The following is a 25769-nucleotide window of genomic DNA, read 5'->3' on the forward strand; positions in this document are numbered from 1 at the left end:
TTTCTTTTTTTTGCTGTAAGCTTTAAGTTTTAGGCTTTAAGCTAATATCCCCTAAACATCTAAACATCTAAACATCTAAACATCTAAACATCTAAACATCTAAATTAGTAGATATATTTCCCATTTCCTTACTTTTAAGACAAATTAACATTAGTGTCTATATTTGGTATTTTTTTAGTAATTTGGATTTCTATTATTAAACCTCGTTTATGTCTGGCATCATTAAAAAAACAGAATCGTTTGTTTTTGACCTATTAAAAGAAAACCTTCCTAATACCTTTCTATATCACAATTATACACATACGCAACGCGTATACAAAAGCGTTAATGAAATTATTGAAAATACTGATATTAAGGAAGCCGATGCCCAAGTGCTTCAATTAGCGGCATTGCTACACGATACTGGCTACACAAAAACCAGAGAAGACCACGAGGAAGAAAGCGTTAAGATTGCAACTGATTTTTTAGAGAAAAACGATGTTGACCCCAAAACCATTGAGGCTGTAAACAAATGTATTTTAGCCACAAAGTTTAAAGATTCCCCTAACTCTAAACTTGAAGAGATTATTCGTGATGCAGACGCTTCGCACTTTGGGAAAAAATATTTTCAAGAAGCTAGCGAATTTTTGCGTAAAGAGCTGGAAATACAAGGGGTTAAATCTTATACCTCTAGAGAGTGGTTAGACGAAAACATTAATGTGCTTGCTAAAAAGCATCAGTTTTATACAGATTATGCCTTGAAAAACTGGCAACCCAGAAAGGAAAAAAATCTATCTAAGCTTATAAAGAACAAGAAAAAACTAAAGCTAAAGTTAAAGAATGAAGAATTAAAGGCCAAATACAAAGCACAGTACAAAAATGAAAGTCCAGAGCGTGGTATTCAAACCTTTTACCGTGTAGCCTTAAGAAATCATATTAAACTAAGTGATATTGCTGACACAAAAGCCAATATTCTACTATCTGTAAATGCCATTATTATTTCTTTGGTTTTATCTAATCTTATCTCAAAATTAGATAACCCTTCTAACGATTATTTAATTGTCCCTACCATTATTTTTACCCTGTCCAGTATTGTTTCTATGGTACTATCTATTATTGCTACCCGCCCTAATGTTACCAGTGGGGAGTTTACCAAGGAAGATGTAGAACAAAAAAGGGTAAACCTTACTTTTTTTGGGAATTTCCATAAAATGGAACTTGAAGAATACCAATGGGCCATTAAAGAACTTATTAAAGACAAGGAATATGTTTATAATTCATTAACCAAGGATTTGTATTTTCTGGGCAAAGTACTGGATAGAAAATACCGTATTTTAAGAATAACCTATACTATTTTTATGGCCGGTATGATTATTTCGGTTATCTCGTTTGCCATTTCTTTTAAAACAAATCCTAAAGCTAAAATCAAAGATGTGATTCCTGAAACGCAAAATACTTCTATGCTACCCGTTCAATATAACGCTGCTAAAACCTATTTTGTTTAAATTTTTACTTTTTACCGACTGTCTTTGCGGTATTTCCAAATGGTAATTACACTTTAATCTCTTTCATAAGATCTTCATAAGTGTAGAAATTTTTCTCGTTGTCCATATCTTTACTGTATAAGATACTTACCCGAATGGCTTTAAGTCCCGTAACCCCCTGTAGGTTTTCCAATTCTACAATTTCTACATCATTGCTAAGCACTTGTTTAGATTGTAAAAACTTAACATAACGCATATACTCTTCCCCGTCTTCGCGTTGGGAATACACAATGGTCATTTTACCCTTGGTGGTAACACGCTCTTCGGTACCTTTTATAAAGGCTTTATCTACACGTTTTTTAACAACCTCGTATCTGGCATTATAAGTACCATCTACATCAAACTGCTTTTCGTCCATTCTAAACCGTATGGATAACGGTTGGTTAAACACTAAAATCATGGAAGTAACATCTAAGGGCAACGGATAATTTTCTTGATGGTTGTAATATTCGTTTTCCATCTCGCACATTACCTGCAACTGCCACAACCTTAGGTTGTACAGATAAATATTATCAAAACTTTCCTCTTTGGTAATAGATTCTCCAATATACATATTGTGCTCTACACCATCAGTTTTAAAACGCTCAAAAAAGTGTGAATACATGTTTTGGGCTTCTACTTGCTTTTCATCCAGCAGTGAAGCCATGTTTTTATTTATAAGTGCTATGGTGTCATCATAATTTTTACGGTAGTAGTAAACAACACCTAAGTGCTCATCTACTTTATTAAAGTATTCTTCAATATCATTTGCAACCGCTTCATTTTTCTTTGATAAAAATTGAAACAAGGGTGTAATTTCGTTTCTAAAAAACCCTGAAATAACCTGTTCACTATCTACTTTAAAATCAACATTCAATGCATCTCTATGGGTTTTAACCTGGTACTGTATTTGCTCAAATATAGGCAACTGTATCTCGTTTGGAATATTTTCCAAAATTTTCTCTATAAGGGTTAATTGCAGTGATAAATCTTTTTGGGTAGCCTGATTTCTGGCATTTGAAGAGCCTTTAACATCTATTTGCCCAAACAGTGGGTACACTTTATCAAAAACAATTTCATTAAAAGAAGCCGAAGCACCAAGTCTTTCTTTATCTAACAAAAATTGTTTGGCTGCTTTTCTAAATTTCCAAGCAACACTAGGGTGTATAGAGGTACATTCTTCTTGAATAACAGCTTCGGTTAAATTTTCTTCTTCGCGTTTGGAACGTTCCACAGCCGAAATGATAAACGGCATAACATCTACAAGCTTATTGGCATTGATGCTATTTAAGACTTTGGGTTCTTTAGATACAATTTCCAAAATACCCAAAAGCCCTTCGCTATTGGCAATGGGCGCAAAAATGGCACTTTGTATACCTTGCTCTTGCAATGCTTTTATATGTGGAGCTTTACCTTTTGAAAGCTTATATGCCTTGTTTATATCTGAAATCGAAAAATACTTATTTTCATTTAGCAACTTGTTGTACGACCATTTACAAAACACTTCAGAGCATTTGGCATGGTCTTGCCCATGAAGCAAAAAACTATTCATTTTAGAACTGTGAACACGCTCAAAATTACTTTCTTCTTTATCATAAATTGAAAAACCAATTTTCAGGTCTTTAAGCCCTAAAAGGGAACTGAAAGTTTCATGGAAACTTTCCATAAACCCTTCATCGCTTCTAGCATTTTTTGAGATTAATGTAGACTTGATGTTTGAAATGGATTGGTCGTCCGTTACATCAAAAATATTAGAAATAACAAAACCCTTAAAGATGTAACTATTGGGAGGGAATTTTTCTTTCCACAAATCGATATTATCAAAATTATCCAGTAATGTATCAAAATCCTCTTGGGTTATTTTTACAGCTTGTTTTGTTGGTATGATTTCACAAAAATCGGCATTGTACAATATTTTGTAGTATCGCATAATACCATTGGCATCTGGTATTTGGTAATAAAACGGACGCTTAAAGTTTATCTTGTAACCATAACAAAAATTTAAAATGATGGTACAAGCCATAACGTATGTATCATCCTCGGGCAAGTTCATTATTTTAAGCTCAAAATCATCACCCGCCGTTTTTACAATATTTTGAAACCTTTGTGAGGCATTGAATATCACATTTTGAAAGGGAACGGATGCTGTTTTAATTTCATTATGTGTTAAAACAGTACTAAAACAGTCTTGAAGAATAACTTTTATTTGGTCTTTGTGAGTGTCTAAAAGTGAAAAATCGGTAAACCCTTCTTCAAGAAAAGGATATTTTTCTTGAAACTCTAATATACGCTTTGCCTTTGAAGCCAAAATCGTGTCTTTACTTTGGGTTTGCGCTTCGTATTGTTCAAACAGTTTTTTAAAACTAATTTTTAGAAGCAATGGGGATTCTGGGTGCTCGTATGTACTCATGCCTATCGTTTTCTGAACTTATAAAAGTACTAATAATTTTTCTTAGTCGATCTACAATCAACTTAATTACAGTCTTTGAAAATAAAATATATAAAAAGAAGGGGCTATTATAATAGCCCCTTCTTTTTATATATCGATACTTCTATTACTTTAAATTAAAACCCTTTATTTAAAACATAAGCAGCGTCATTCCAACGTAATTCTTGTTTAAAACGGTATAAGTCGGTTTTCTCATCAATCAATAGAAACTCTATATCCATAATCTCTGCAAAATCCTCTAAAGACTCGGCAGAAATATTTTGACTATAACAGGTATGGTGTGCGCCTCCTGCATAAATCCATGCTGCTGCAGCTGTTTGCAAATCGGGCTTAGCATCCCATAACACACGGGCTACGGGAAGTTTAGGCATGGCATCTTTAATTTCTACGGCTTCTACTTTGTTAACTAACATTCTGAATCGGTTCCCCATATCCACAACGGAAGCGTTTAAGGCACTGCCTGCACCACCGTTAAACACCAATCTTACAGGATCTTCTTTACCTCCTATTCCAAGCGGGTGAATTTCGCAAGACACATCGCCTTTGGCAATAGTAGGACATATTTCCAGCATATGTGACCCTAAACAGGTCGTGTTTGTTGGATCGAAATGATACGTATAGTCTTCCATAAAACTGTTACCGCCTTCCAGTCCGGCACCCATAACTTTCATAGTACGTACTAACGCAGCGGTTTTCCAGTCGCCTTCGCCACCAAAACCATAGCCACTAGCCATTAGGCGTTGGGTAGCAATACCGGGTAATTGTTTCATCCCATGTAAATCTTCAAAAGTATCGGTAAAAGCTGTATAACCACCATTTTCTAAAAAGGCACGCATACCCAATTCTATTTTAGCAGCATCTTTTAGTGCAGAGCGCATTGTGCCATCGGCCTTAATTTTGGCTGCCATCACATAGGTATCATCATACTCCTTTACTAAACGGTCCACATCGGCATCTGTTACCTGGTTTACATAGCTTACCAAATCGCCTATACCATAGCCGTTTACTTCGTAACCAAACTTTATTTGTGCAGACACCTTGTTACCATCGGTTACGGCTACCTGACGCATGTTATCACCAAAACGCGCGACTTTCATACGTCGGCTATCCGCTACGGCATTAGCCACACGACACCAATCACCTACTTTAGACCTTACTTTTGGGTCTTGCCAATGGCCTACTACCACTTTACGGTTCAATCGTAAACGAGATGCCATGAATCCAAATTCACGTCCGCCATGAGCCGACTGGTTTAAATTCATAAAATCCATATCAATAGTACCCCACGGAATATCTCTGTTGTATTGTGTGTGTAGATGTAAAAATGGTTTTTGCAAGGCATTCAAACCTGCAATCCACATTTTGGCCGGTGAGAATGTATGCATCCATGTGATGATTCCAATACAATCATCATCATTATTAGCTGCTTTACATACAGCGTGAATTTCTGCAGAAGATTTTACAGTAGGTTTAAATATAACGTTTACCGGAATCGTGTCATCGGCTGTTAAAGCGGCTGCTATTTCTTTGGAATGTGCAGCAACCTGCCTTAACGTATCTTCTCCATATAAATCCTGACTGCCAGTTATGAACCAAACGACACCTTGCTTAAAATTGATCATTTTATAATTTAAAATTTCTATTGATTATGATAAATAAATATATAGTGTTATTACAGCTACTACAACAGCCAAACCAACCGGTTTCATGTATTGCCATGGTGTAATATCTACTTGTTTTGTATACTCTTGCGTATAGTCTGTTTCTCTAGGAACAAATTTGCTAACTGTATACATGATGATAATAGTTAATACAAATAATATTCCCATAAGATGCAAGAAACTTATATTGGGTTTAATAACATATAATGTAACTAAATATGTAACAACACTAAATAAAATAGCTATGTTTGCTGCTTTTCCAGAAACCCGTTTCGAGAAAATCCCAACAAGTATTATTGCCAAAATAGGTACACTGTGGGTACCGTTTAGCTCTTGTAAATAGGTGAAAATACCACCTTCTACGCCATATAGTAAAGGTGCAATTCCCATTGAGAACAAAGCCAATACAATACCAAATATTTTTCCTGCTTTTACGGTTTGCTTTTCAGAAGCATTATGGTTAATGTATTCCTTATAAAAATCCAATCCAAATAGTGTAACAGAACTGTTTAAGGCACTATTGAACGAACTTAATATAGCCCCAAACAATACGGCCGCAAAGAACCCAATAAAAGCAACGGGCAAGACCGCTTTTACTACCATGGGATAGGCTTCATCGGCATTGGTTAAATCGCCATTAAACAAATAAAATGCTATAATACCTGGTAACACCACTATGAATGGCCCTAATATTTTTATGAATGCTGCCAACAACAATCCTTTTTGTCCTTCTTTTAGGTTTTTAGCTCCCAGGGCTCTTTGAATGATGGCCTGATTGGTTCCCCAATAATAAAAGTTTACTATGATCATCCCTGTAAAAAGTGTCCAAAATGGTACATCTGAATCTGGCCCTCCAATAATATCGAACTTTTCAGGCAATGCTGTTGTTAATGTTTTTAAACCTTTAAACACATTCCCATCACCTATCTTCATCAATCCAAAAATAGGGATCAAGGAACCTCCTACTATTAAACCAACGGCGTTGATAGAATCTGATACTGCAACGGCCTTTAACCCACCAAAAATGGCGTAGATACTTCCTATGATTCCTATAGACCAGACAGTAACCCATAATGCAGCTTTTGGCCCCATACCTAACATTTCTGGAATATCGAACATCGTATTGATGGCCAGAGCACCTGAGTATAATACGGTTGGCAGCATAGAAATGGCATAGCCTAATAAAAAGAGCAGTGAAACAATAGTTTTTGTGCTTTTACCGTATCTGTTTTCCAAAAATTGTGGAATGGTAGCAATACCGCTTTTAAGATATTTTGGCAATAAAACAAACGCTGTAAAAACCATAGCAATGGCTGCTACAACTTCATAAGCCATAATGGGAATACCGTCTCTAAATGAAACACCATTCATACCCACAATTTGTTCTGTTGATAGATTGGTAAGTAATAAAGAACCCGCAATTACAGGTCCTGTAAGGCTTCTGCCTCCAAGAAAATACCCGTCGGACGATGATTCATCCGTTTTTCTAGTAGACCACCATGCTATAACAGCTACCAGCAATGTAAAAGCAACAAAAGATAAAATACTCATAATAATTAATTTGGTTTAGTTAGTATTATTTTTTTATCAGCATCCTTGACCATAATAAGCATCCTTGCCATGCTTGCGTTCATAATGTTTTTTCTTTAAAGCATCTTTTAAAACGGCTGCGTTAGGATTTATTTGTAATGTTAAATAAGCCATTTTGGCAACTTCTTCGCAAACAGCACTGTTATAAACAGCCTTGGCTACTGTATTGCCCCAAGTAAATGGTGCATGATTACCAACTAATATCATTCCTATTTCATTATAATCTAATTGGCGTTCTTTTAAACAGTCTATAATTTGATATCCGGTCATGTGCTCATAATCGCCCGCAATATAAACATCTTTCATTGGTGGTGCACAAGGAATGTCTGAAATTAGATGATCGGCATGCGTGGTACCAAAAATAGGTACATCCTTAATGGCTTGTGCCCAAGCGGTTCCGTAAGTGGAATGTGTGTGCACTATGCCCCCTATTTTATCCCACTCTTTGTATAAAACAGCATGCGTTTTGGTGTCGGAGGAAGGTCGCATAGTACCTTCAACAATGTTAGCTTCAAAATCGCAAATCACCATATCTTCTGGCTTTAATTCGGCATAAGGGACACCACTTGGTTTTATGGCAAAAACCCCTTTCCCTCTATCTACTGCACTGGCATTTCCAAAGGTAAATAACACCAAACCCAACTCGGGAAGTTGCATATTGGCTTCGTATGCCTCTTCTTTTAATGTTTTATAAATACTCATCGTCTTATTTTTTCATAATATGGTTTTCCATAACCTCACCTAAAGCATTATAATCATGGTATATGGTTTCATAAGCTTTGGCATTTGCTGCAATGGGCTCATAGATGGTTTCGAAGGGACTTGCCATTTGGTTCATAGCGGCTTCAGTACTGGTATATACACCTGCAGAAACGGCCCCAAATATAGATGCTCCTAAAGCACAAGCTTGTTCCGATTTAGCTACTTTAATAGGCATGTTTAAAACATCGGACATCATTTGCATGATGAAGGGTGATTTTTTTGCAATACCTCCCAATGCTATTACACCATTAATTGGAATGCCCTCGTTAATGAATCTATCTGCTATTTTCTTTGCTCCAAAACAAGAGGCTTCTACCAAGGCCCTAAACACTTTGGGAGAGGTACTCCCTAAGTTAATACCTGAAATAACACCTTTAAGGTTTTGGTTGGCATCGGGTGTTCGCCTACCGTTCATCCAATCTAAAGCCAATTCGCCTGAAGCCCCAATAGGCTCCATAGCAGCCGCTTTACTTAATTTAGGCAAGATGCTCGACATGGTTTCGTCTATAAGCATTGCTTTAACATCATCACTAATTAAAGTTGAATTACCTATAATTGCTTTGATTGGCCAGGATACTAAACGTTCATACCAAGCATAAATATCACCAAAAGCGGATTGTCCCGCTTCTAACCCCAACATATCTGGTATCACTGAACCATCTACTTGTCCGCAAATACCTTTTACCAAATGCTCTTTAGTCTCTTTAGGGGCCACTAATATATCACAGGTTGAAGTCCCCATGATCTTTGTTAAAAAATAGGGTTCAATGTTGACACCTACAGCTCCCATATGGGCATCAAATGCGCCAACGGCAACCGAAACCGAAGTGGATAATCCCAACCGTTTTGCCCAAGCCTCCGAAAGGGTTCCTGCTGATGTATTTGAAGTATAAGTTTCTTTGAATAGTCGATCTGTTAAGCCATCTAAAATAGGGTCTAAAGTTTTAAAAAATTCATTTGGCGGCAACCCCCCAAACGATTCGTGCCACAAAGCTTTATGTCCGGCAGCACAACGGCTACGTTTCATGTCTTCTACTTTGGCACCACCAGTTAACAGGAAAGGTACCCAATCGCAATGCTCTACCCAGGAGTAAGCTGCATCTAATACAGCTTGGTCTGCTCTAGAAACGTGTAATATTTTAGACCAAAACCACTCTGAGGAATAAATACCGCCTTCATATTGTGAATAGTCAATGTTCCATGTTTTACAAAGTGCATTGATTTCATCAGCTTCTTTAATGCCTGTATGATCTTTCCATAACACAAACATGGCATTTGGGTTTTCTTCAAAACCTTTTAATAAGGCCAATGGTGTGCCTGTTTTATCAACTGGTACAGGTGTAGATCCTGTAGTGTCTACCCCAATGCCAACAATATTATCTACAACGTCTTTGGGCACTTGGCCAACTACTGATTTAATGGTAATTTCTATACCTTCAATATAATCTAATGGATGCTGCCTAAATTTGTTTTTTGAAGGCTCACAATACTTCCCCTGTTTCCAACGCTCATAATAGTGCACCGCGGTAGCCAACTCTTCTCCATTAGATGTATTCACTATTAATGCTCTAACAGAATCTGATCCAAAATCCATTCCTATAGCGTATTTTGTATCACTCATAATATTTATCTATAGTATAGTTGTTTTAAATTTGTCACTACTTAATTGTGATTGCAATATATACATATCAAAAGTGTAATACAAACACTTTTAAAGTTTTTGATAAAAAAAAACTTTTTTAAAAGCTTGCATAATATATTACAAATTAAAATTTTTCACTTTATTATATAACGCTTCATCAAAACGGTATAAATAAGCACCTTTACGAGATTCGGACATGTCTTTTTCTTCTAGTTTCACTAAATATGCCATTTGAAACACTTTTCTCCTGAAGTTTCGTTTATCTAAATCTTCGTCCAAAATACCTTCATAGAGTGCTTGCAATTGCGGTAAGGTAAACTTTGGAGGTAACAAATTAAACGCTATTGGAAAATTTCTAACGCGTCTTCTTAATCTACGTATAGCAGAATCCACCATATCCCTGTGGTCAAAAATCAACTCAGGTATTTCATCAATGGGAAACCATTTAGCATCATATTCTTTTACCAATTGTTCATCGTATTCTGATTTTAAAATCATGGCGCTGTATGTTGTAGACACAACACGTTCAAACGGATCTCTGTTAGCTTTACCAAAAGTTCTAACTTGTTCCATGTAAATGTTTTTTAAACCAGATAAATCGAACAAAACCCTATTAGCGGCTTCGTCTAAATCTTCATCGTTTCCAACAAAGCCACCAATAAGAGACCATTTACCCCTTTCGGGTGCAAAACCTCTGTGAATTAACAACAGTTCTAATTTATTGTTGTTAAATCCAAAAATAATACAATCAACTGCCAGTGTAATTTGTTGAATTTCTTTATATGTCCTGTTAGTATTTGTCATATAATTTATAGAATTATTAGCAACAAACTTTACAGTTAATTATTGGTTTCCTTTTTTATAATCTTCTAAAAACTTTGCTAAACCAATATCGGTTAATGGATGTTTTAACAATCCTTTTATAGATGATAATGGACCTGTCATAACATCTGATCCTATCTTCGCACAATCTATAACATGCATGGTATGACGAATGGAAGCCGCTAAAATTTGTGTTTCAAAACCATAGTTATCGTAAATCTGTCTAATTTCTGCAATAAGATTTAAACCATCAGTAGAAATATCGTCCAACCTTCCCAAGAAAGGCGATACATACGTGGCTCCTGCTTTTGCTGCCAACAAGGCTTGTCCAGCAGAAAACACTAAGGTTACATTGGTTCTAACACCTTTATCTGAAAAGTATTTACAAGCTTTAATCCCATCGGCTATCAATGGTAATTTCACTACAATCTGTGGGTGTAATGCCGCTAGTTTTTCGCCTTCGGCTACCATACCTTCAAAATCGGTTGAAATAACCTCTGCACTTACATCGCCATCTACAATATCACAGATTTTTTGATAGTGTGCCAAGATATTAGCTTCTCCTGTAATCCCTTCTTTTGCCATTAACGACGGGTTTGTCGTTACACCATCCAATACGCCTAAAACTTGTGCTTCTGCTATTTCATCCAGGTTTGCTGTATCAATAAAAAATTTCATATTTAAAAAGTTTATTAGTTTATGTGTTTAATTAGTTTATGGGTATTACCAGATTTAGGCTTTTAAGCTCACGCCCTTTGCTTCTAAATATGCCAATACTTGCTTGCTTACTTTCTCTCCAGTAAAACCAAATTTATCATCTAGCACTTTTGCTGGTGCTGAATAACCAAAATGATCCAACCCAAAAACCTTTCCTTCTTCTCCAACCAAAGCTTCTAAGTTTACTGGTAATCCTGCCGTTAAACCAAATAAGGGTTTGTTCTTTGGAATAACACTGTTTTGGTATTCTTTAGTTTGAAGTCTGAATACACCCTCTGAAATTACTGATGCAATATTAACTTTCAAGCCATATTCTGCTTCTAAAATTTTAGCTGCAGACACTAAAGTAGAAACTTCTGAACCGTTAGCTACTAAAACAACATCGGGGTTCTCTACTTCTTTTACCAAATAGCCCCCTTTTTGTGCCGCTAAAGCATCGCTATATCTTGATACACCTTTGGCTGGCACATCTTGAATGCCTTGTCTGGATAAAATCAATCCTGATGGTGTGCCTTGGTTTTCTAAGGCCATTTTCCAAGCCACTGATGTTTCTGCAGAATCAGCTGGACGCAATGCCAAGAAACTAGCTTTACCACTATGGTTTTTAAGCTTTTCCAACAAACGTATTTGTGCTTCTTGCTCTACAGGTTGATGCGTTGGCCCATCTTCTCCAACACGAAACGCATCATGCGACCAAACATATTTTACCGGCAACTGTTGGATAGCACTTAAACGAATGGCTGGTTTCATATAGTCTGAAAACACAAAGAATGTTGCTACAACAGGAATAATGCCGCCATGCAATGCAATTCCATTTGCAATACACGCCATAGTTAACTCTGCCACCCCTGCTTGCAAGAACGATCCACTAAAGTCTCCTTTTTGAAGCGAGTGGGTTTTCTTTAGAAAGCCATCTGTTTTATCACTATTGGATAAATCGGCAGACGACACAATGATGTTTTCTACATGTTCGGCCAAATAGCCCAATACATTGGAAGATGCCGCCCTAGTTGCTAAGCCTTCTTTATGTTGAATGGATTCAAAATCCAACTCTGGCAATTGTCCGGATAAGAAGAAGTCTAATTTATCTGCCAAGGCTTTGTTACCTGCACGCCATGCTTTAATGGCTTCTTTCTTTTCGGCAGCCTGTGCGGCTTTTTGTTTTATAATATCTTGGTAGTAAGTACTAACATCGGCATAAATATCAAATGGACTTTCTGGGTTAGCACCTAAATTTAATAATGTTTTGGTATAGTCGGCCCCTGTGTTACCGATAGGCTGACCATGTAATTCACAATGCCCCTCAAACATATCGCCATCAGCTGTTACACAGCCTTTACCCATAATGGTTTTACCAATAATCAAGGTTGGCTTTTCAGTTTCATTATTAGCATCGGTCAATGCCTTTCTTATTTCATCATGGTTATGGGCATCAATTGATACAACCTTCCATCCCCAGGCTTCATATTTTTTAGCGGTGTCTTCAGAAGTCACCTCATCAGTAGATGTAGATAACTGGATATCATTGGAATCAAAGAACATAATAAAATTGCTCAAACCTAAATGCCCCGCAATACGTCCAGCCCCTTGTGATATTTCTTCCTGAATACCACCATCGGAAATAAATCCGTAAATCTTATGGTTCATCCAATCTCCAAAACGGGCTTGTAAAAACTTGGCGGCAATAGCTGCACCAATACCCATGGTATGGCCTTGACCTAAAGGTCCCGAAGTATTTTCTACGCCTCTTTTTACGTCAACTTCTGGATGCCCTGGTGTTATAGACCCCCACTGTCTAAAATTAGCAACGTCATCCTTTTCATAATTTCCTAAAAGATAATATTGGGCGTACATTAATGTTGATAAATGCCCTGCATCCATGAAAAAGCGATCCCTGAATGCCCAGGTCATATCGGTTGGATCGTAATTAAAGAATTCAGAATACAAAATATGCATAAAATCGGCTCCACCCATAGGCCCACCGGGATGTCCTGAATTTGCTTTTTCTACCATGGCTACAGCCAGCGCTCTAATATTATCTGCTGCTCGTTGATCTAATTGTTTGTTCATTTTAATGTTTGGTTAATTTTTACAGCTCGTAAATTTTACTTTAGTTAAAGGGGTTTTATTTTAAAACACCTAAGCATTATGTTTTTTCTTAAAGGGGTGCAATTTACAGAAAATGTGAAGATTATAATTCCATAAAAAGAAAAAAATAAAATTAATTTTTTAACAATTTATACCTCTTAGAATTTCCTAAAATGCTGGCGGCCATCCATAATCATTTTCCTGAATATGCTTTTACGTGCTGTTTTGAAACACCCAGACCTTCAATACCTAATTCCATAACATCACCGGGTTTTAAATACACGTTAGGGTTTAAGCCCAAGCCTACACCAAAGGGTGTTCCTGTAGAGATGACATCACCAGGTAACAGGGTCATAAACTGACTGATGTAACTAATGGACTCCTGAATGTTGAATATAAAATCGGAAGTAGAACTGTTTTGCATGGTCTTTCCGTTTAATTTTAGCCAAAGATTAAGATTGTTGGGATTTTCAATATCTTCTTTAGTTGCCATAAAGGGACCTAGTGGTGCAAAAGTATCGCAACTCTTTCCTTTTACCCACTGCCCTTCTCTTTCTAATTGAAAGGCGCGTTCGCTAATATCGTTATGCAACACATAGCCTGCTATATGGTCCATCACCTCATCTTCTGATATATAAGATGCTTTTTTACCAATTACCACGGCCAACTCCACTTCCCAGTCGGTTTTTTCACTGCCTTTGGGTATTATCACATCGTCATTGGGTCCTATGATAGAAGATGTTGCTTTAAAAAACAATACGGGTTCTTTAGGAATGGCCATTCCACTTTCGGCAGCATGCTTGGCATAGTTTAAACCAATGCAGACTATTTTTGAAGGGCGACAAATGGGGGAACCCAACCGGGTATTTTCTGAAACTTCTGCACAGGAGGTTTCATTGTCTTTTAACCATGTTTTTAATCGGTTTAGACCGTTGGTTTCAAAAAAGATTTCGGTATAGTCTTCACCAAATCCTGAAACGTCTATTCTTTTTCCATTGGGCAGTTGAATGCCTGGTTTTTCTTTTCCTTCTGTTCCAAATCGTATTAACTTCATATATTATATTGTTTAGTATGTTGTGTATTTACATTGGTGTTTTTGATAAATTCACTAGTGTTACTGATAAATTCACTAGTGCTACTGAGAATTTCACTGGTTTTCTTCTGAAAAAAACTGGTATTATTGCTAACAAAACTGGTATTATCGCCAATAAAACTAGTTTTTCCGAGAACAAAACTTGTTTTCTTCTGAAGAAAACTGGTATTATCACTAATAAAACTTGTTTTGCCGAGAACAAAACTGGTTTTACTGGGAACAAAACTGGTTTTATTGAGCGCTAGACTGGTTTTATTGGGGACTGAACTGGTTTTATTGGGAATTGCACCAGTATTTTTTACAATTACAACAAAATTCTTCATATCAACTTTTAGCCATTTAATTTTATAAATCCGCCATCAATGGGGAAATCCGTTCCTGTTACAAAAGCGGCTTCATCAGAGCAAAGGTACAGGGCTAAATTGGCAACTTCTTGTGGCAAACCCATACGCCCTATAGGCTGTGTTTTAGAAAGTTTCTCAAACATTTCAGCTTCTTTTCCTGGGTAATTGGCTTTTAAAAAGCCATCTACAAATGGGGTATGTATGCGTGCCGGGGAAATGCAATTGCACCGAATACCGCAATCTACATAATCCTTGGCTACAGAGTAGGTCATTGTTAACGCTGCGCCTTTAGACATGGAATACGCAAATCTATCTGATATTCCTGCTGAGGAAGCTATGGAAGCCATATTAATGATAACGCCTCCTGCTTTTTTCATATGCGGAATGGTAGCATAAATGCAATTGTAAACGCCTTTTACGTTTACATTATAAACACGGTCTAAATCGGCTTCGGATGTATTTTCTACATTGCCTACATGTGCAATGCCTGCATTGTTTACCAAAATGTTGATAGTCTGTTTTTCTGCAATGGCATTAATAACTGCAACAACTTCTTTTTGATTGGCAACATTACAGGCATGAACGTTTGCAGAGCCGCCTTTAGCTTCTATCTCAGATTTAGTGGTTTCGCCTGTATTGGCACTTACTTCCAATATATGAATGTGGGCGCCTTGCTCTGCCAAGGTCTTGGATATGGCTTTCCCTATACCACTTCCACCTCCGGTTACGATTGCTGTTTTATTTTTTAAACTGAACTTCATATTTTTAGTGTTGTTTCTATGTTTTTTGTTGTGGCTGTTAGTTCTATGGGTTCGGGTTTACCATTGGACTGTATAATCACCAGACATTTACCGTTAAAGGCTTTACAACTATGGGCTTTAAAGGGTTCTATATTGGCCTGATAGCCATTATCGACGCCTACAATCTTACCGCCGCCAGATACTTTAAAGTTAACGCGGTTATTGGCTTTGGGGACTAAATTGCCATCAGCATCGACCATGTTTACGGTAACGTACACTAAATCGTAATGATCGTTTTTAATGCTTTGTTTATCGGGCTGCAACTGTATGTTTGCTACGGGGCCGGCAGTATGGATTTCTTTTTCCAAAACAACCTTACCATCTTTTCTGGAAACGGCTTCTAGGGTTCCGGGTTCAAAGGGAATACGCCACATGATATGCAAATCGTCGTTTTGTTTAGATTTTATACCCAATGATTGCCCGTTTAGGAACAACTCTACTTCGTCGGCGTTATTGTAATAGGCCCAAACATCTACATCCTGCCCTGCTTCCCAATTCCAATGCGGGAACAGGTGCAATACCGATGTATCAGTCCATTCGCTTTGGTACATATAATAGACATCTTTAGGGAATCCAGCCAGGTCTACAATACCAAAATAGGAACTTCTGGCGGGATAGGGATATGGTAAGGGTTCGCCCAGATAATCAAACCCGGTCCAAATGAAGAGTCCGGATATGTAGTCTAGGTTCTTGACGGTCTTCCAGGTTTCTTCATGGGTGGAGCCCCAATAAGCCGAGATTTGATCGTATGCCGAAGCGGTGAAGTCTGCATTGCCATCAAAAGGCTGATTGTGTGCCGGGGGCCAGCGCTTTATGGTGTCAGAGGGCAGGTCGTAATGCCCACGGGTTTGCAAGGCCGATACACTTTCGGAAGCAATAATTTTTTCATTAGGATACCACTCCGGGAACTGTTTATGATCGTTGTGCTTGTAGTTAAATCCTAAGAGATCTAAGACTCCAGATTGGTAAATGTAGTTTTTATCGGGAATATTCTCAGTAAGGGCACAGGTTACGGGGCGGGTACTATCTAAACGTTTAACTGTATTTACGAGTTCCTGCGTTAACGCGATCCCGGTACTATCAAATTGTTCGCGGATTTCATTTCCAATACTCCACATCATCACAGAGGGATGGTTTCTATCACGCAATACTAAATCTTCAAGGTCTTTTTGGTGCCAGTCATCCCAATCCAGATTATAGTCGGCTTTTACCTTTTTCTTTTTCCAGACATCAAAGGCTTCATCCTGAACAATAATACCCATCTCATCACAAAGCTGCAACAGTTCCAGAGATGGCGGATTGTGAGAGGCTCTCACGGCATTAACCCCCATATCTTTTAGGATGGACAGTTTTCTTTTAATGGCAGCTTTGTTGGCTACGGCCCCTAAGGCACCATTATCGTGATGTAAACACACACCTAATATTTTAGTGGGTTTGCCATTTAATGAAAAGCCCTTTTTTGCATCAAAATTAAAATAGCGTACGCCCAAGGGGGTGTTGTAATTGTCCACTAAAATATCATCTGCATATATTTTTGTTTGTACGGTGTACAGGTAAGGTTGCTCTAATGACCACAAGGTTGGGTTTGCAATTTCTAATTGCTGCTTGTGGGTTTTATTGGTAGTCGCGGCAGCGGTTTCTGTAGTTTCTGCAGTTGCCACGGCTACCTCATCGCTGTTTAAAATGGTAGTAACTATCTTGTAGGTTTGTGGTTTGTCGGTATGGTTTTCTATAGCGACTTCAAAATGCACGGTCGCTTTTTCTTTGGAAATTTTGGGTGTGGTCACATAGGTTCCCCAATGTGCCACGTGCAACTTGTTAGACACGACCAACCGAACGTTTCTGTAAATACCGGACCCCGTGTACCATCTGGAATTGGGTTGTAATGCGTTATCGACTTTAACGGCTATGGTATTCTCCTGATCACCGTACTGCAAATAGTCGCTCAAATCGTAAGCAAAGGAAATGTATCCGTTGGGACGCTTCCCTAAGTGATGCCCATTTATCCAAACTTCACTGTTTCGGTAAACACCATCAAACTCAACAGCAATGGCTTTGTCCTTATAAGTTTCAGGTAACTTAAAGGTTTTGCGATACCAACCAATACCCGTGGGAAGGGCACCACCTTCTGGCCGTGCCGGGTGGTCTTCACTAAAATTACCTTCTATACTCCAATCGTGAGGCAAGTTTAAGGGTCGCCAATCATTCGCGTTAAAATCGCTTTGTATGGCTTCTGGATGATCGCCTAATTTAAATTGCCAGTCGAAGTTAAAATCTTCTACAATTCTAGCATCCTTCTCGGGCGACTTACATGCTATAAAGGTTAGAATTCCAATTAAAAAATATAGGCTTCCAGCTGTTCTCATTTACTGTTCTTTTTTACTCCAACCGGGTAAAGACACGGTGGTTTGATAGTTTGAATAATTATACAACCCGTTTCTAACCGGCTTGTACATATTTTGATTTGCTTTATTATTATCTTCTTGTGTATAAACCCAAATAAAATAAGGATCCCATACCACAATTTCATCTCTGGAATCGCCCGTAATATCCATCACGGCATTACAGGTATCTGGATGGCCATCATCGGGAAAGTTCATGACCTTATTGCCATGACCGTCAAACACACCACCTATTTCCGGGTTGGCCGATAGTATAAAATACTCTTCGCCATCGCCCTTCCAGTTTAAAGGCAAGCACATACTGCCATGATGTGCAGGTTCAAAAGAGTGGTATATATTACCTTGGGCATCATAAAAATGAATAATGCCCTGGTTACCCCAAAAATTAATGGTTACGGTTTCCAGGCCGGGCAAATCGTCTCTAAAATTGGCTACGGCAGGGTTTTGCACATGGCCTATTTTGTGATGCTTTAAAATTTCACCATCGGCATCCATAAAGAACATGCCTTCATCGCTGGCGGCATTTAATAACTGATAAGTATTGTTCTCTTGAAAGTCTACCAAAGCGACACCATCTGCGTGATCTTGTATGGTATCGTCCAGAGTCCATAACACACTGCCATCATCATCGAACAAGGAATACCCAATAGACAATTCATCCTTACCATCGCCATCAATGTCTTTAGAATAAGGGTAGTGTCCGGTATTACATATAGCCGACCATAAGGTGTTTAAGTTTTCATCTAACACCCAAAAATGTTTATAACGATCTTTAACTATGATTTCGGAACGTCTCCCCTTTCCACTAAAATCTGCAAAGAATACGGCATCTCCTAAAATCTGGTCGTTTTCATAGTCTGGTGAAACATCAGGGTCTATGGATGATATTCTGGGCAACTGTTGTTGCTTGATAATGTCCCCTGTAGCCCCCTCTGCCACAATGATGTTTCTGTCTTTGCAATAAACGATTTCATTTTTTCCATCGCCATCTAAATCATGGATTTGAACACCTACATCGTTGGTTAGGTGGTCTTTCCACAAGTCTGGTTTACCAGTTCTCCAAAGTATTTCACCGTCTAAGGTTATAGCCGTCATAGTACCAACTTCACTAAACTTATCTTTAGGACCGTGATGCAGGGGTTGGGTTATTAAAATATCTATTTGGTTATCGCCATTTAAGTCACCAAACCGCAGGTTTCTACCCACTCCAAAACCAAAGGTGTTTATTTTTTTATAAAGTACCATTTTGGGATTGTTCTTTTGAAAATCGTCAAATTGCTGATTTAATTCAGACGTTCTGGCTGCAATTCTGTCTTGTTCTTCCGGGGTAGTTTCTACCTTTATTTTACTAAAATAGGCTGGTGCACTGGATAACAAGCCGACTTTACCTCCTGTAAACAAATTATCTTCAACCGCGCCAATGGGGTCTCCGTTTACACTAACTTCTATATGGTTTCCTTTCGCCACTACTTTTAAATCCAAATAGTCCTCGTAATTGTAATCTAATGGCTTGGACAGCAAAACAGTGTCATTGGCTTTTCTAAAAGATTTGTAATAGTGGTTTCTTTTTAAAACAATATTTCCGTTACGTAAACCAAAGAAGTAATAACAGCTGTTGTTTTTGTAACGAAAAACCAAACCAGATTGCAAGGTGTCCAGAGGCTTGAATTTTAAATGTACCGTATAATCCTTCCACAGGGAATCGCCTGCCACCAACATAGGGTGTGCATAAGCGCCTTTATGATAGGTGTTTTGTTGTGCTATAATCTTATCATTGCCATCTTTAAAAACTTTCCAGGCAGTATAAGATAAGGAGTCATGATAAAATGAGGCGACGTTCCAGTTTCCGCCTTTAGGGTGTAGTGCCGGGTCAAAATGATATTCGGTGTGGGCGCCATCACTGGAACTGATGTAACCACTGGTTAGGTTGGAAAAATCATCATCCAACAGAACCACAGATGTTTTCTGACACCCAAAAAACATCAACATGACTAGTGAAAAAACAGTGGATGGAATGTATTTCATAATATTATGGTATTTATTGAAACTCAAAAGACTCCAATCGCAAGCCTTTCATGGTTTCTGATTCTATTTTAATTTGATAAGTTCCTGCATTGATAAATCCGCCAGAGGTAGTATTTAACAGTTTCCATTTTTCATCGGCTACGGGAAATTCAATGGTGTCGTCTCTAAGCAAAATACCATTGGCATCTGTAATGGTCAGTTTTACTTTAACGGGTGTATCGTTCATATTCATAAAGCGGTAGCGCATTAGGTACACATTTGCCACACCCGGGTTCACACTAAAGTTGATGCTGTTAGGGGTGTTTTTGGTGAACTCAATATAGTCACTTTTTTTAAAAAACCCTTGTTTTATACCATCGCCTGTAGTTTTGGCTGCTTCGGCTTCTAGCTTTAGAATCGGCCGGGCTTCATTGGCTTCGTTCATATCATAGGTTGGAACGACTGTGATGGTATCTTTTTCTTTTGATGATGGCGATGCGGGTTTCACACTGTTATCTTTAGTAGCAATGGCTATGGCAGATATTACGGCTTCACCGGATGCTACTTTTGGGAAAGCGATGTTAATATAACCGTCTTTACTTTTTACGCGAACGGTTTTCTTAAGGGCGTGGTCATGACCGACCTCATCCCAAATATCCAAATCTTCTATAAGGGTTTCACCATTAATCGCCACATCAAACACACGCCAATCTTTACAATCCATGCCACCGCCTGTACCGTACCAAGGCTCTGTAAAGTAGAGTTCTACGAGGTATTCGCCATCGGGTGCGGGGAATTCGTAACGGAGTTTGTCGGCACCATACCTAAAGTCCTGAAACAATTTCCAATCATTGGTGCCTGCAATGGGATCGTGGGTCATACGCTGACTCGCATAATTGTATGGAAGATCTTCAAAATCATCGGTCCATGACAGGGACCCCCAAGTGTTGTCTTCTGTTTTGTGCACATCTTCCATCCACGTATTACCGTAACTGTCTTTATAAGAAGGCCCGCCACTATTAACTCTATAGATGTAGTTATAGTTGTTTTCGGGTTTTAGCAGTTGGTTTTTATCGGTTATTAAGGCATCAAAGTGAGGTGCCTTTTCAAGATGGTTTAATACAATGTAATCTTTGGCAACGGGTTGGCCGTTTACATACCCTATAGCATATAATACGTTATACTTAATATTGACCTCGTTCCATTGGAAATGGTTCCCCTTACCGGGATTTTTTAATTTACCTAAGGAGGTGCTGTCTACATCGTTGAACAATTCCACCTCATCGCAGTTGGAATACACATCGATACCGTTTTTAATACCGGCGGTTTCCCAACGGTCCGGCCAGGTGTGTGATACAATATAAACCATGGGGCTTTCGGTTTTAGAAACATAATTGGCGCGGTACATATAAAAGGCATCAAGTGGTTCGCCCCATATGGTAAACAAGCCCTTGTAGTTTACGGGACCAACATTATCAATATCTCTTAACCCTTCGCCATTTTGTATGCGGCCGGGATTCTCATGGGAGTATAACAACCAATGGTACTGCCCCACCACCTTATCTTTTACAGATTCGGCCTCACGGACTTTTATTTCCATGAGTTGTGAAAAGCGATTTTCACTAAGGATGCCTTTCTGGTTGAACGCACCTTCGGTATGTAAATCGATGGTGCGCCAGGCACCGTACTCACCATTTAATAGTTGTTCTTTAAGTTCGTTACCATAGTTATATGGGTCGCCGCCATAGGTTCCTGACCAGTTTTGTATTACGTTCCAATCGGTACCTTCACCTCCATTACAGGTGGTCACCACCCGTTGTGCGCTTGCAGAGGGGTCCATCTCGCGAATAATGTCGGTGCAGATTTCTGCAAAAGCCTTCGGGATGGTACTTTCATTCTGTAAGCCCCACATGACGATGGACGGACTGTTTCTACGCTCCTTAATCCATTGCCGCAACAAGGTTTTAAAATTTTCTTTAAACTTAGGGGTATCATACCAGATGTGTGCGGAAAACTGACTCCAAAACAAGACACCTTCTTCATCTAAATATTTTTGATATTGGAGGTTGTGGGGTTGATGCCCTTCCCTAAAGGCATTGTACCCGGCTGCTTTTACTTGTGCGATGCGTGTTTTTATGTCTGTATTGGAAAAGGCGTGACTTCTGCCTATTAAATGCTCGTACTCACAGGTTCCGTTAATGAACATAGGCTCGTCATTGATGTAAAAGCGATTATCTTCTCCGGTTCTGTTTACGGGCCAACTCACCCAACGGATACCGTAAGGAGTGGTTAAATTGTCTATTAATTGGTCGTTTTTATAAACTTTGGTTATAAGCTGGTATAAATAGGGATGATCCGGTGACCATAATTGTGGATTTGAAATATCAGGAAAGGTCTGTTCAATGGTTTTAACGGCATTGATTTCAGCAACATCGGTACTTATTGAAGCAACTTCGTCTCCATTGGCATCTACAAGTGTGTTAGTTACGGTGATGTTTTTAGAGGCATCGCTGTAGTTCTTAAGCTCGGTAGCAACATGTAGCGTAGCCATTTCTTTAGTGGTATTGGCATCATTCCAAATGTGTACACCAAAGGGTTCTATTCTTAGGTTGTCTGTTATAACCAAGGATACAGGTCTAAAAATCCCCAAGGGTTGTGAACCTTCTGAAAAGCCCCACTCACCGGAACAACCACCACAAACCCAAGGCAGATCGGTGATGAATGCCGGATGTTCTGCTTTTAATACGATGCTGTTATCCGCATCAAAGGTAATAGCATTGGTAATGTCTATGGTAAAGGTGGTTCTTCCTCCCTGATGAGTTCCTACTTGTTGGCCATTTACCCAAACGGTGGCATAAGAACCAACTCCTTCAAAAAACAGGAAGTGCTGTTTGCCCTTATTGGCAATATCGACCTTCAAGGTTTTTTGATACCATGCCGTGCCGTGTAAATTGCCATGTTTCATGCGTCGGTAGCCATAGTATTGGTCCCAATTATGAGGTATAGATACAGATTTGTAGGAGCCTGAACTATCTGAAAGTACGGTATTCCAGTTTTCATTCAAAGGAATCGTTTTACGAACGCCTTGTTCTGTTTGCCTGTTGGCACAGGACGTTAAACCAATGATTACTAAAACTCCTATATATCTTAAATACTTCATATTAATAGAACAGCCAATCTACGGCTTCTTTATCATCTTCAACAATTAAGCCAACATCTCTAGACTGAATGTCTTGGTTGGCATCTATAAATCCAAACAGCAATACACGGCCTTTGCCCAAAACCAATTCATGGGTACCAGCTTCAAAACGGTAGGTGTGTATATTAACTCGTGGTAAATCTTTTAACTTTACAGCGTTAGCAAGTATCACTTCGGCCTCACCATGGGTATTCCCGGCAGCATTGGTTTCCAAACTTGGGGGGAATAAAAATCGTTTTTGGTCTGTGTTGAAATAGCCTACTACCAGTTTTACGGGTTTGTCTGTTTCAAAATTAAGATAGGTACCATTTTTATTTTGATCGTCAGCCTCAAAGGCAATGCCTTTTAAATTTTGCAACTCGGGGGCAATGGCTGTGATTTCAGAACCGGGGGTGCTATATACTTTAGTGCCTTGCTTCACCTTATAACTACCTTTATTGGGACTTACAAGGGTTACGTTTACTGTTTTGAAAGGTTCTCCGGCTTTGCGTTCTATTTTACCATCTTTAGCGCCTTTAAGTAGTTCAAGGTTTCTCTTAAAGTTTGCCAGTTCTCTTTGGTAGTGCGGTAATAGTTCTTCCCAGGTTTTGTTGTTGCCATCATCACCACCTATCGGTATTCTACGTTGCGCGGTTTGCATACTATTGGCGTATAGATAAGTGTCTTTGGTTAAATCTACCAGCGTTTGGTAATAGACTATACTTTTTTCAAGATGTGGCAGGGCTTTATCTAAATCGGCCATGTCATTGGAATAGCTGTATTGCAATACCAATAAGGCTGCTTTTACTTTTTCTGAAAAGAAATTGGCAAAGGCATCGTAGCAATACATGTCGTTTTTAAGGCGCTCAAATTCGGCCTTGTCTTTGGTAACACTCGCTTCAGCTTTATCGATGGCTAAAACAGCCTGTTTACCGTGCTCTACGATTTCTTCAATGATTTGTGGCGGGGTTTCGCCTTCGTGGGGTTGCTGTTCCCATTCTTTTTTGGCATATTCTAAAAGGATTTCGCCAACAGGGCCACAAGATTCGTAAAAGCCGGGATAGACACGCCATTTGTAAGGGTTGACTAACTGACTCTCGAACATACCGAGCAACAAAGTTTGTCGGTTACCCTCGGTAATCCCAAATTTACGTAGGGTTTTGGGGGCAATTTCACCGGATTCTTCATAGGCTTTTAAAATGTCGCCTCCGGCCTGTATATCAGTACCGAATTTATCGCCTAATTGTCCACTCCAATAAGTGATTTCTTTGTTTCTATCACGGTTGCTTTCCCAAGCGTAACGCGACCATGCTTTGTACCATATCCAATCACGCTCCATCTCCAAAAGCCTGGGTTTGGTTTTATCGGGGGTGTAAGGCCAATCCCAGTAGGCCGTTTGCGGATATAAATGTAAGCCGTTAGCACCGTGTACTTTGTGCATCGCTTTGACACTTTTTTGAATAAAGTCCGGCGATCCGTATCTAAAAGGCTCTAAATTAGCCAGAATATGTACGTTTGAAATATGTGTGGAGCCTGCCTGACTCAACTTTCTGTGTATTTCAGACCAGGGGCCTCGCGGTTGGTAGGTGGTTAAGGACTCCCCGTTGTACTTATGTGTGGTATACAGGTTTTTGTAAAGTGGTAGAGCCTGTTCCATAACGGCGGGCGCATCGGTATCGTGAGCTCTTAAAATGATAGGCGGTTCTTCGGTAGTGCCTAAGGCTTTTAAGCCGTCTTTAACACCGGGGATAATGGTTTTTGTAAACCATTCGATGTCATATTCTCTTTCCATGGCTTCGCCTAAGGCTACCAACAATCCAACATTGGGATACTTTTCTACGAAGGCAGCGATGGATTTCTGTGTATAATCGGCAATAACAGGTACAATAGGTCTTGACCTGTCTTGTGTTTTGATGTCGTAATGCTCCGCAAAAGGTTTGGATACAATAACGTTATAAAACATTTGAATCACCCAAATACCCCTTTTATTGGCTTCTTCAGTCAGGAACCGGAACATCGCTTCGTTCTTTTTGAAGTCTTCGTCGCTTACTTCCTGAGCAAAGGGGTAATCATCTAGTTTTACTAAAGATGCAAAGGGATGACCATTCCACAGGTAGAGAGAGTTTAAGCGGTTCTCCACCATCATATCAAGGTATTCTATCCAGAGTTCTTTGTCATAAAACCAAGGAAAATTTTCAGGGGTATACGGATACTCGTATACACCACGACCTTCTAGGTATTTTGTTTTTTGAAGTCCGATGCAAGCCCCTCTTAAAACCATTTCAGGGTTTTGCTGTATGTTTAACGTCTCAGGTAATTGTCCTCCAGCCGTATGTATTTGATCAATCAACTCCAAAGCTCCATATAGGGTTCCAGAGGCATCAAACCCTTTAACGTACAAGGTTTGATTCACGGTACTGATTTGAAAGCCTTCTTTTTTAGTGAGGTCCTCATCATTGATAGCGACTTCTTGTGTGGCCTGTTTCCAGGTATCAGTATCTTTTTGACCTAAAACTATAACCCGGCTTTTATCTCTAGCGTCCAAGGCTGTTGCCACAGTAACTTCATAGCCTTTGTCAGTTAGAGCTGTTTTTAGTTTTTCTGCTCCAAAGGCGATTCTAGGAGACTCCGAATCGGCAATGATAGTGATTTTTTTATCTGTGGAACACGATAACATGCACAGTACAACAAGGAAAGCGAGGTACTTCATTTTAA

The 25769-nt window shown here is 38.9% G+C and carries 16 protein-coding genes; 1 reads left to right on the forward strand and 15 read right to left on the reverse strand.

The annotated features are described in order from the left end of the window. The first annotated feature begins 209 nt into the window (after window positions 1-209). Window positions 210-1484 carry a Pycsar system effector family protein gene (locus AC5SR4_RS03110; RefSeq protein ID WP_495358075.1) on the forward strand — a complete coding sequence of 425 codons (1275 nt, stop codon included), beginning with the start codon at window positions 210-212 and terminating at the stop codon, window positions 1482-1484. 46 nt (window positions 1485-1530) lie between these two features. On the opposite strand, the gene AC5SR4_RS03115 is transcribed toward AC5SR4_RS03110, so the two are convergent. The 15 genes from AC5SR4_RS03115 to AC5SR4_RS03185 form a co-directional block, all read right to left on the reverse strand. After that, window positions 1531-3912 carry a GAF domain-containing protein gene (locus AC5SR4_RS03115; RefSeq protein WP_495358076.1) on the reverse strand — a complete coding sequence of 794 codons (2382 nt, stop codon included), beginning with the start codon at window positions 3910-3912 and terminating at the stop codon, window positions 1531-1533. A 155-nt stretch (window positions 3913-4067) separates the two neighbouring features. Next, a complete protein-coding gene (gene araA / locus AC5SR4_RS03120; RefSeq protein ID WP_495358077.1) occupies window positions 4068-5573 on the reverse strand; it encodes an L-arabinose isomerase in 1506 nt (501 codons plus the stop codon). A 24-nt stretch (window positions 5574-5597) separates the two neighbouring features. Beyond that, on the reverse strand, window positions 5598-7163 hold the full coding sequence (locus AC5SR4_RS03125; RefSeq protein WP_495358078.1) for a solute:sodium symporter family transporter: 1566 nt from the start codon (window positions 7161-7163) through the stop codon (window positions 5598-5600). A 36-nt stretch (window positions 7164-7199) separates the two neighbouring features. Continuing rightward, window positions 7200-7904 (reverse strand): L-ribulose-5-phosphate 4-epimerase, encoded by a 705-nt coding sequence (locus AC5SR4_RS03130; protein ID WP_495358079.1) that lies wholly within the window; start codon window positions 7902-7904, stop codon window positions 7200-7202. A gap of 4 nt (window positions 7905-7908) precedes the next feature. Continuing rightward, window positions 7909-9585, reverse strand: coding sequence for a ribulokinase (locus tag AC5SR4_RS03135; protein WP_495358080.1), 1677 nt, complete (start codon window positions 9583-9585; stop codon window positions 7909-7911). A 138-nt stretch (window positions 9586-9723) separates the two neighbouring features. Continuing rightward, window positions 9724-10410, reverse strand: a complete 687-nt coding sequence (locus tag AC5SR4_RS03140; RefSeq protein WP_495358081.1) for an NUDIX hydrolase — start codon at window positions 10408-10410, stop codon at window positions 9724-9726. 39 nt (window positions 10411-10449) lie between these two features. Further along, window positions 10450-11106 (reverse strand): fructose-6-phosphate aldolase, encoded by a 657-nt coding sequence (gene fsa / locus AC5SR4_RS03145; RefSeq protein WP_495358082.1) that lies wholly within the window; start codon window positions 11104-11106, stop codon window positions 10450-10452. Window positions 11107-11160: 54 nt separating this feature from the next. Further along, on the reverse strand, window positions 11161-13215 hold the full coding sequence (locus tag AC5SR4_RS03150; protein ID WP_495358083.1) for a transketolase family protein: 2055 nt from the start codon (window positions 13213-13215) through the stop codon (window positions 11161-11163). A 211-nt stretch (window positions 13216-13426) separates the two neighbouring features. Continuing rightward, entirely contained in the window at window positions 13427-14287 is an 861-nt protein-coding gene (locus AC5SR4_RS03155; RefSeq protein ID WP_495358084.1) for a fumarylacetoacetate hydrolase family protein, read from the reverse strand. Next, a complete protein-coding gene (locus AC5SR4_RS03160) occupies window positions 14284-14649 on the reverse strand; it encodes a hypothetical protein (protein ID WP_495358085.1) in 366 nt (121 codons plus the stop codon). The genes AC5SR4_RS03155 and AC5SR4_RS03160 overlap by 4 nt, the downstream gene beginning before the upstream one ends. An 8-nt stretch (window positions 14650-14657) precedes the next feature. Continuing rightward, window positions 14658-15431 carry an SDR family NAD(P)-dependent oxidoreductase gene (locus AC5SR4_RS03165; RefSeq protein ID WP_495358086.1) on the reverse strand — a complete coding sequence of 258 codons (774 nt, stop codon included), beginning with the start codon at window positions 15429-15431 and terminating at the stop codon, window positions 14658-14660. After that, complete coding sequence (locus tag AC5SR4_RS03170; RefSeq protein WP_495358087.1) at window positions 15428-17836, reverse strand: glycoside hydrolase family 2 TIM barrel-domain containing protein; 2409 nt, start codon at window positions 17834-17836, stop codon at window positions 15428-15430. Before AC5SR4_RS03170 ends, AC5SR4_RS03165 begins: the two co-directional genes overlap by 4 nt. Further along, the gene (locus AC5SR4_RS03175; protein WP_495358088.1) at window positions 17837-19897 is read right to left on the reverse strand and encodes a hypothetical protein; all 2061 of its coding nucleotides are present in this window, start codon (window positions 19895-19897) and stop codon (window positions 17837-17839) included. A gap of 13 nt (window positions 19898-19910) precedes the next feature. Next, entirely contained in the window at window positions 19911-23036 is a 3126-nt protein-coding gene (locus AC5SR4_RS03180; RefSeq protein WP_495358089.1) for a malectin domain-containing carbohydrate-binding protein, read from the reverse strand. 1 nt (window position 23037) lies between these two features. After that, on the reverse strand, window positions 23038-25764 hold the full coding sequence (locus AC5SR4_RS03185; RefSeq protein WP_495358090.1) for an alpha-d-galacturonidase: 2727 nt from the start codon (window positions 25762-25764) through the stop codon (window positions 23038-23040). Between the last annotated feature and the right edge of the window lie 5 nt (window positions 25765-25769).

This window comes from Aestuariibaculum scopimerae (genome assembly GCF_059428085.1).

Bases quoted from the DNA above. Each gene is read 5' to 3' on its own strand.
- AC5SR4_RS03110 (WP_495358075.1), top strand. From the start codon at position 210: ATGTCTGGCATCATTAAAAAAACAGAATCGTTTGTTTTTGACCTATTA.
- AC5SR4_RS03115 (WP_495358076.1), bottom strand. From the start codon at position 3,912: ATGAGTACATACGAGCACCCAGAATCCCCATTGCTTCTAAAAATTAGT.
- araA (WP_495358077.1), bottom strand. From the start codon at position 5,573: ATGATCAATTTTAAGCAAGGTGTCGTTTGGTTCATAACTGGCAGTCAG.
- AC5SR4_RS03125 (WP_495358078.1), bottom strand. From the start codon at position 7,163: ATGAGTATTTTATCTTTTGTTGCTTTTACATTGCTGGTAGCTGTTATA.
- AC5SR4_RS03130 (WP_495358079.1), bottom strand. From the start codon at position 7,904: ATGAGTATTTATAAAACATTAAAAGAAGAGGCATACGAAGCCAATATG.
- AC5SR4_RS03135 (WP_495358080.1), bottom strand. From the start codon at position 9,585: ATGAGTGATACAAAATACGCTATAGGAATGGATTTTGGATCAGATTCT.
- AC5SR4_RS03140 (WP_495358081.1), bottom strand. From the start codon at position 10,410: ATGACAAATACTAACAGGACATATAAAGAAATTCAACAAATTACACTG.
- fsa (WP_495358082.1), bottom strand. From the start codon at position 11,106: ATGAAATTTTTTATTGATACAGCAAACCTGGATGAAATAGCAGAAGCA.
- AC5SR4_RS03150 (WP_495358083.1), bottom strand. From the start codon at position 13,215: ATGAACAAACAATTAGATCAACGAGCAGCAGATAATATTAGAGCGCTG.
- AC5SR4_RS03155 (WP_495358084.1), bottom strand. From the start codon at position 14,287: ATGAAGTTAATACGATTTGGAACAGAAGGAAAAGAAAAACCAGGCATT.
- AC5SR4_RS03160 (WP_495358085.1), bottom strand. From the start codon at position 14,649: ATGAAGAATTTTGTTGTAATTGTAAAAAATACTGGTGCAATTCCCAAT.
- AC5SR4_RS03165 (WP_495358086.1), bottom strand. From the start codon at position 15,431: ATGAAGTTCAGTTTAAAAAATAAAACAGCAATCGTAACCGGAGGTGGA.
- AC5SR4_RS03170 (WP_495358087.1), bottom strand. From the start codon at position 17,836: ATGAGAACAGCTGGAAGCCTATATTTTTTAATTGGAATTCTAACCTTT.
- AC5SR4_RS03175 (WP_495358088.1), bottom strand. From the start codon at position 19,897: ATGAAATACATTCCATCCACTGTTTTTTCACTAGTCATGTTGATGTTT.
- AC5SR4_RS03180 (WP_495358089.1), bottom strand. From the start codon at position 23,036: ATGAAGTATTTAAGATATATAGGAGTTTTAGTAATCATTGGTTTAACG.
- AC5SR4_RS03185 (WP_495358090.1), bottom strand. From the start codon at position 25,764: ATGAAGTACCTCGCTTTCCTTGTTGTACTGTGCATGTTATCGTGTTCC.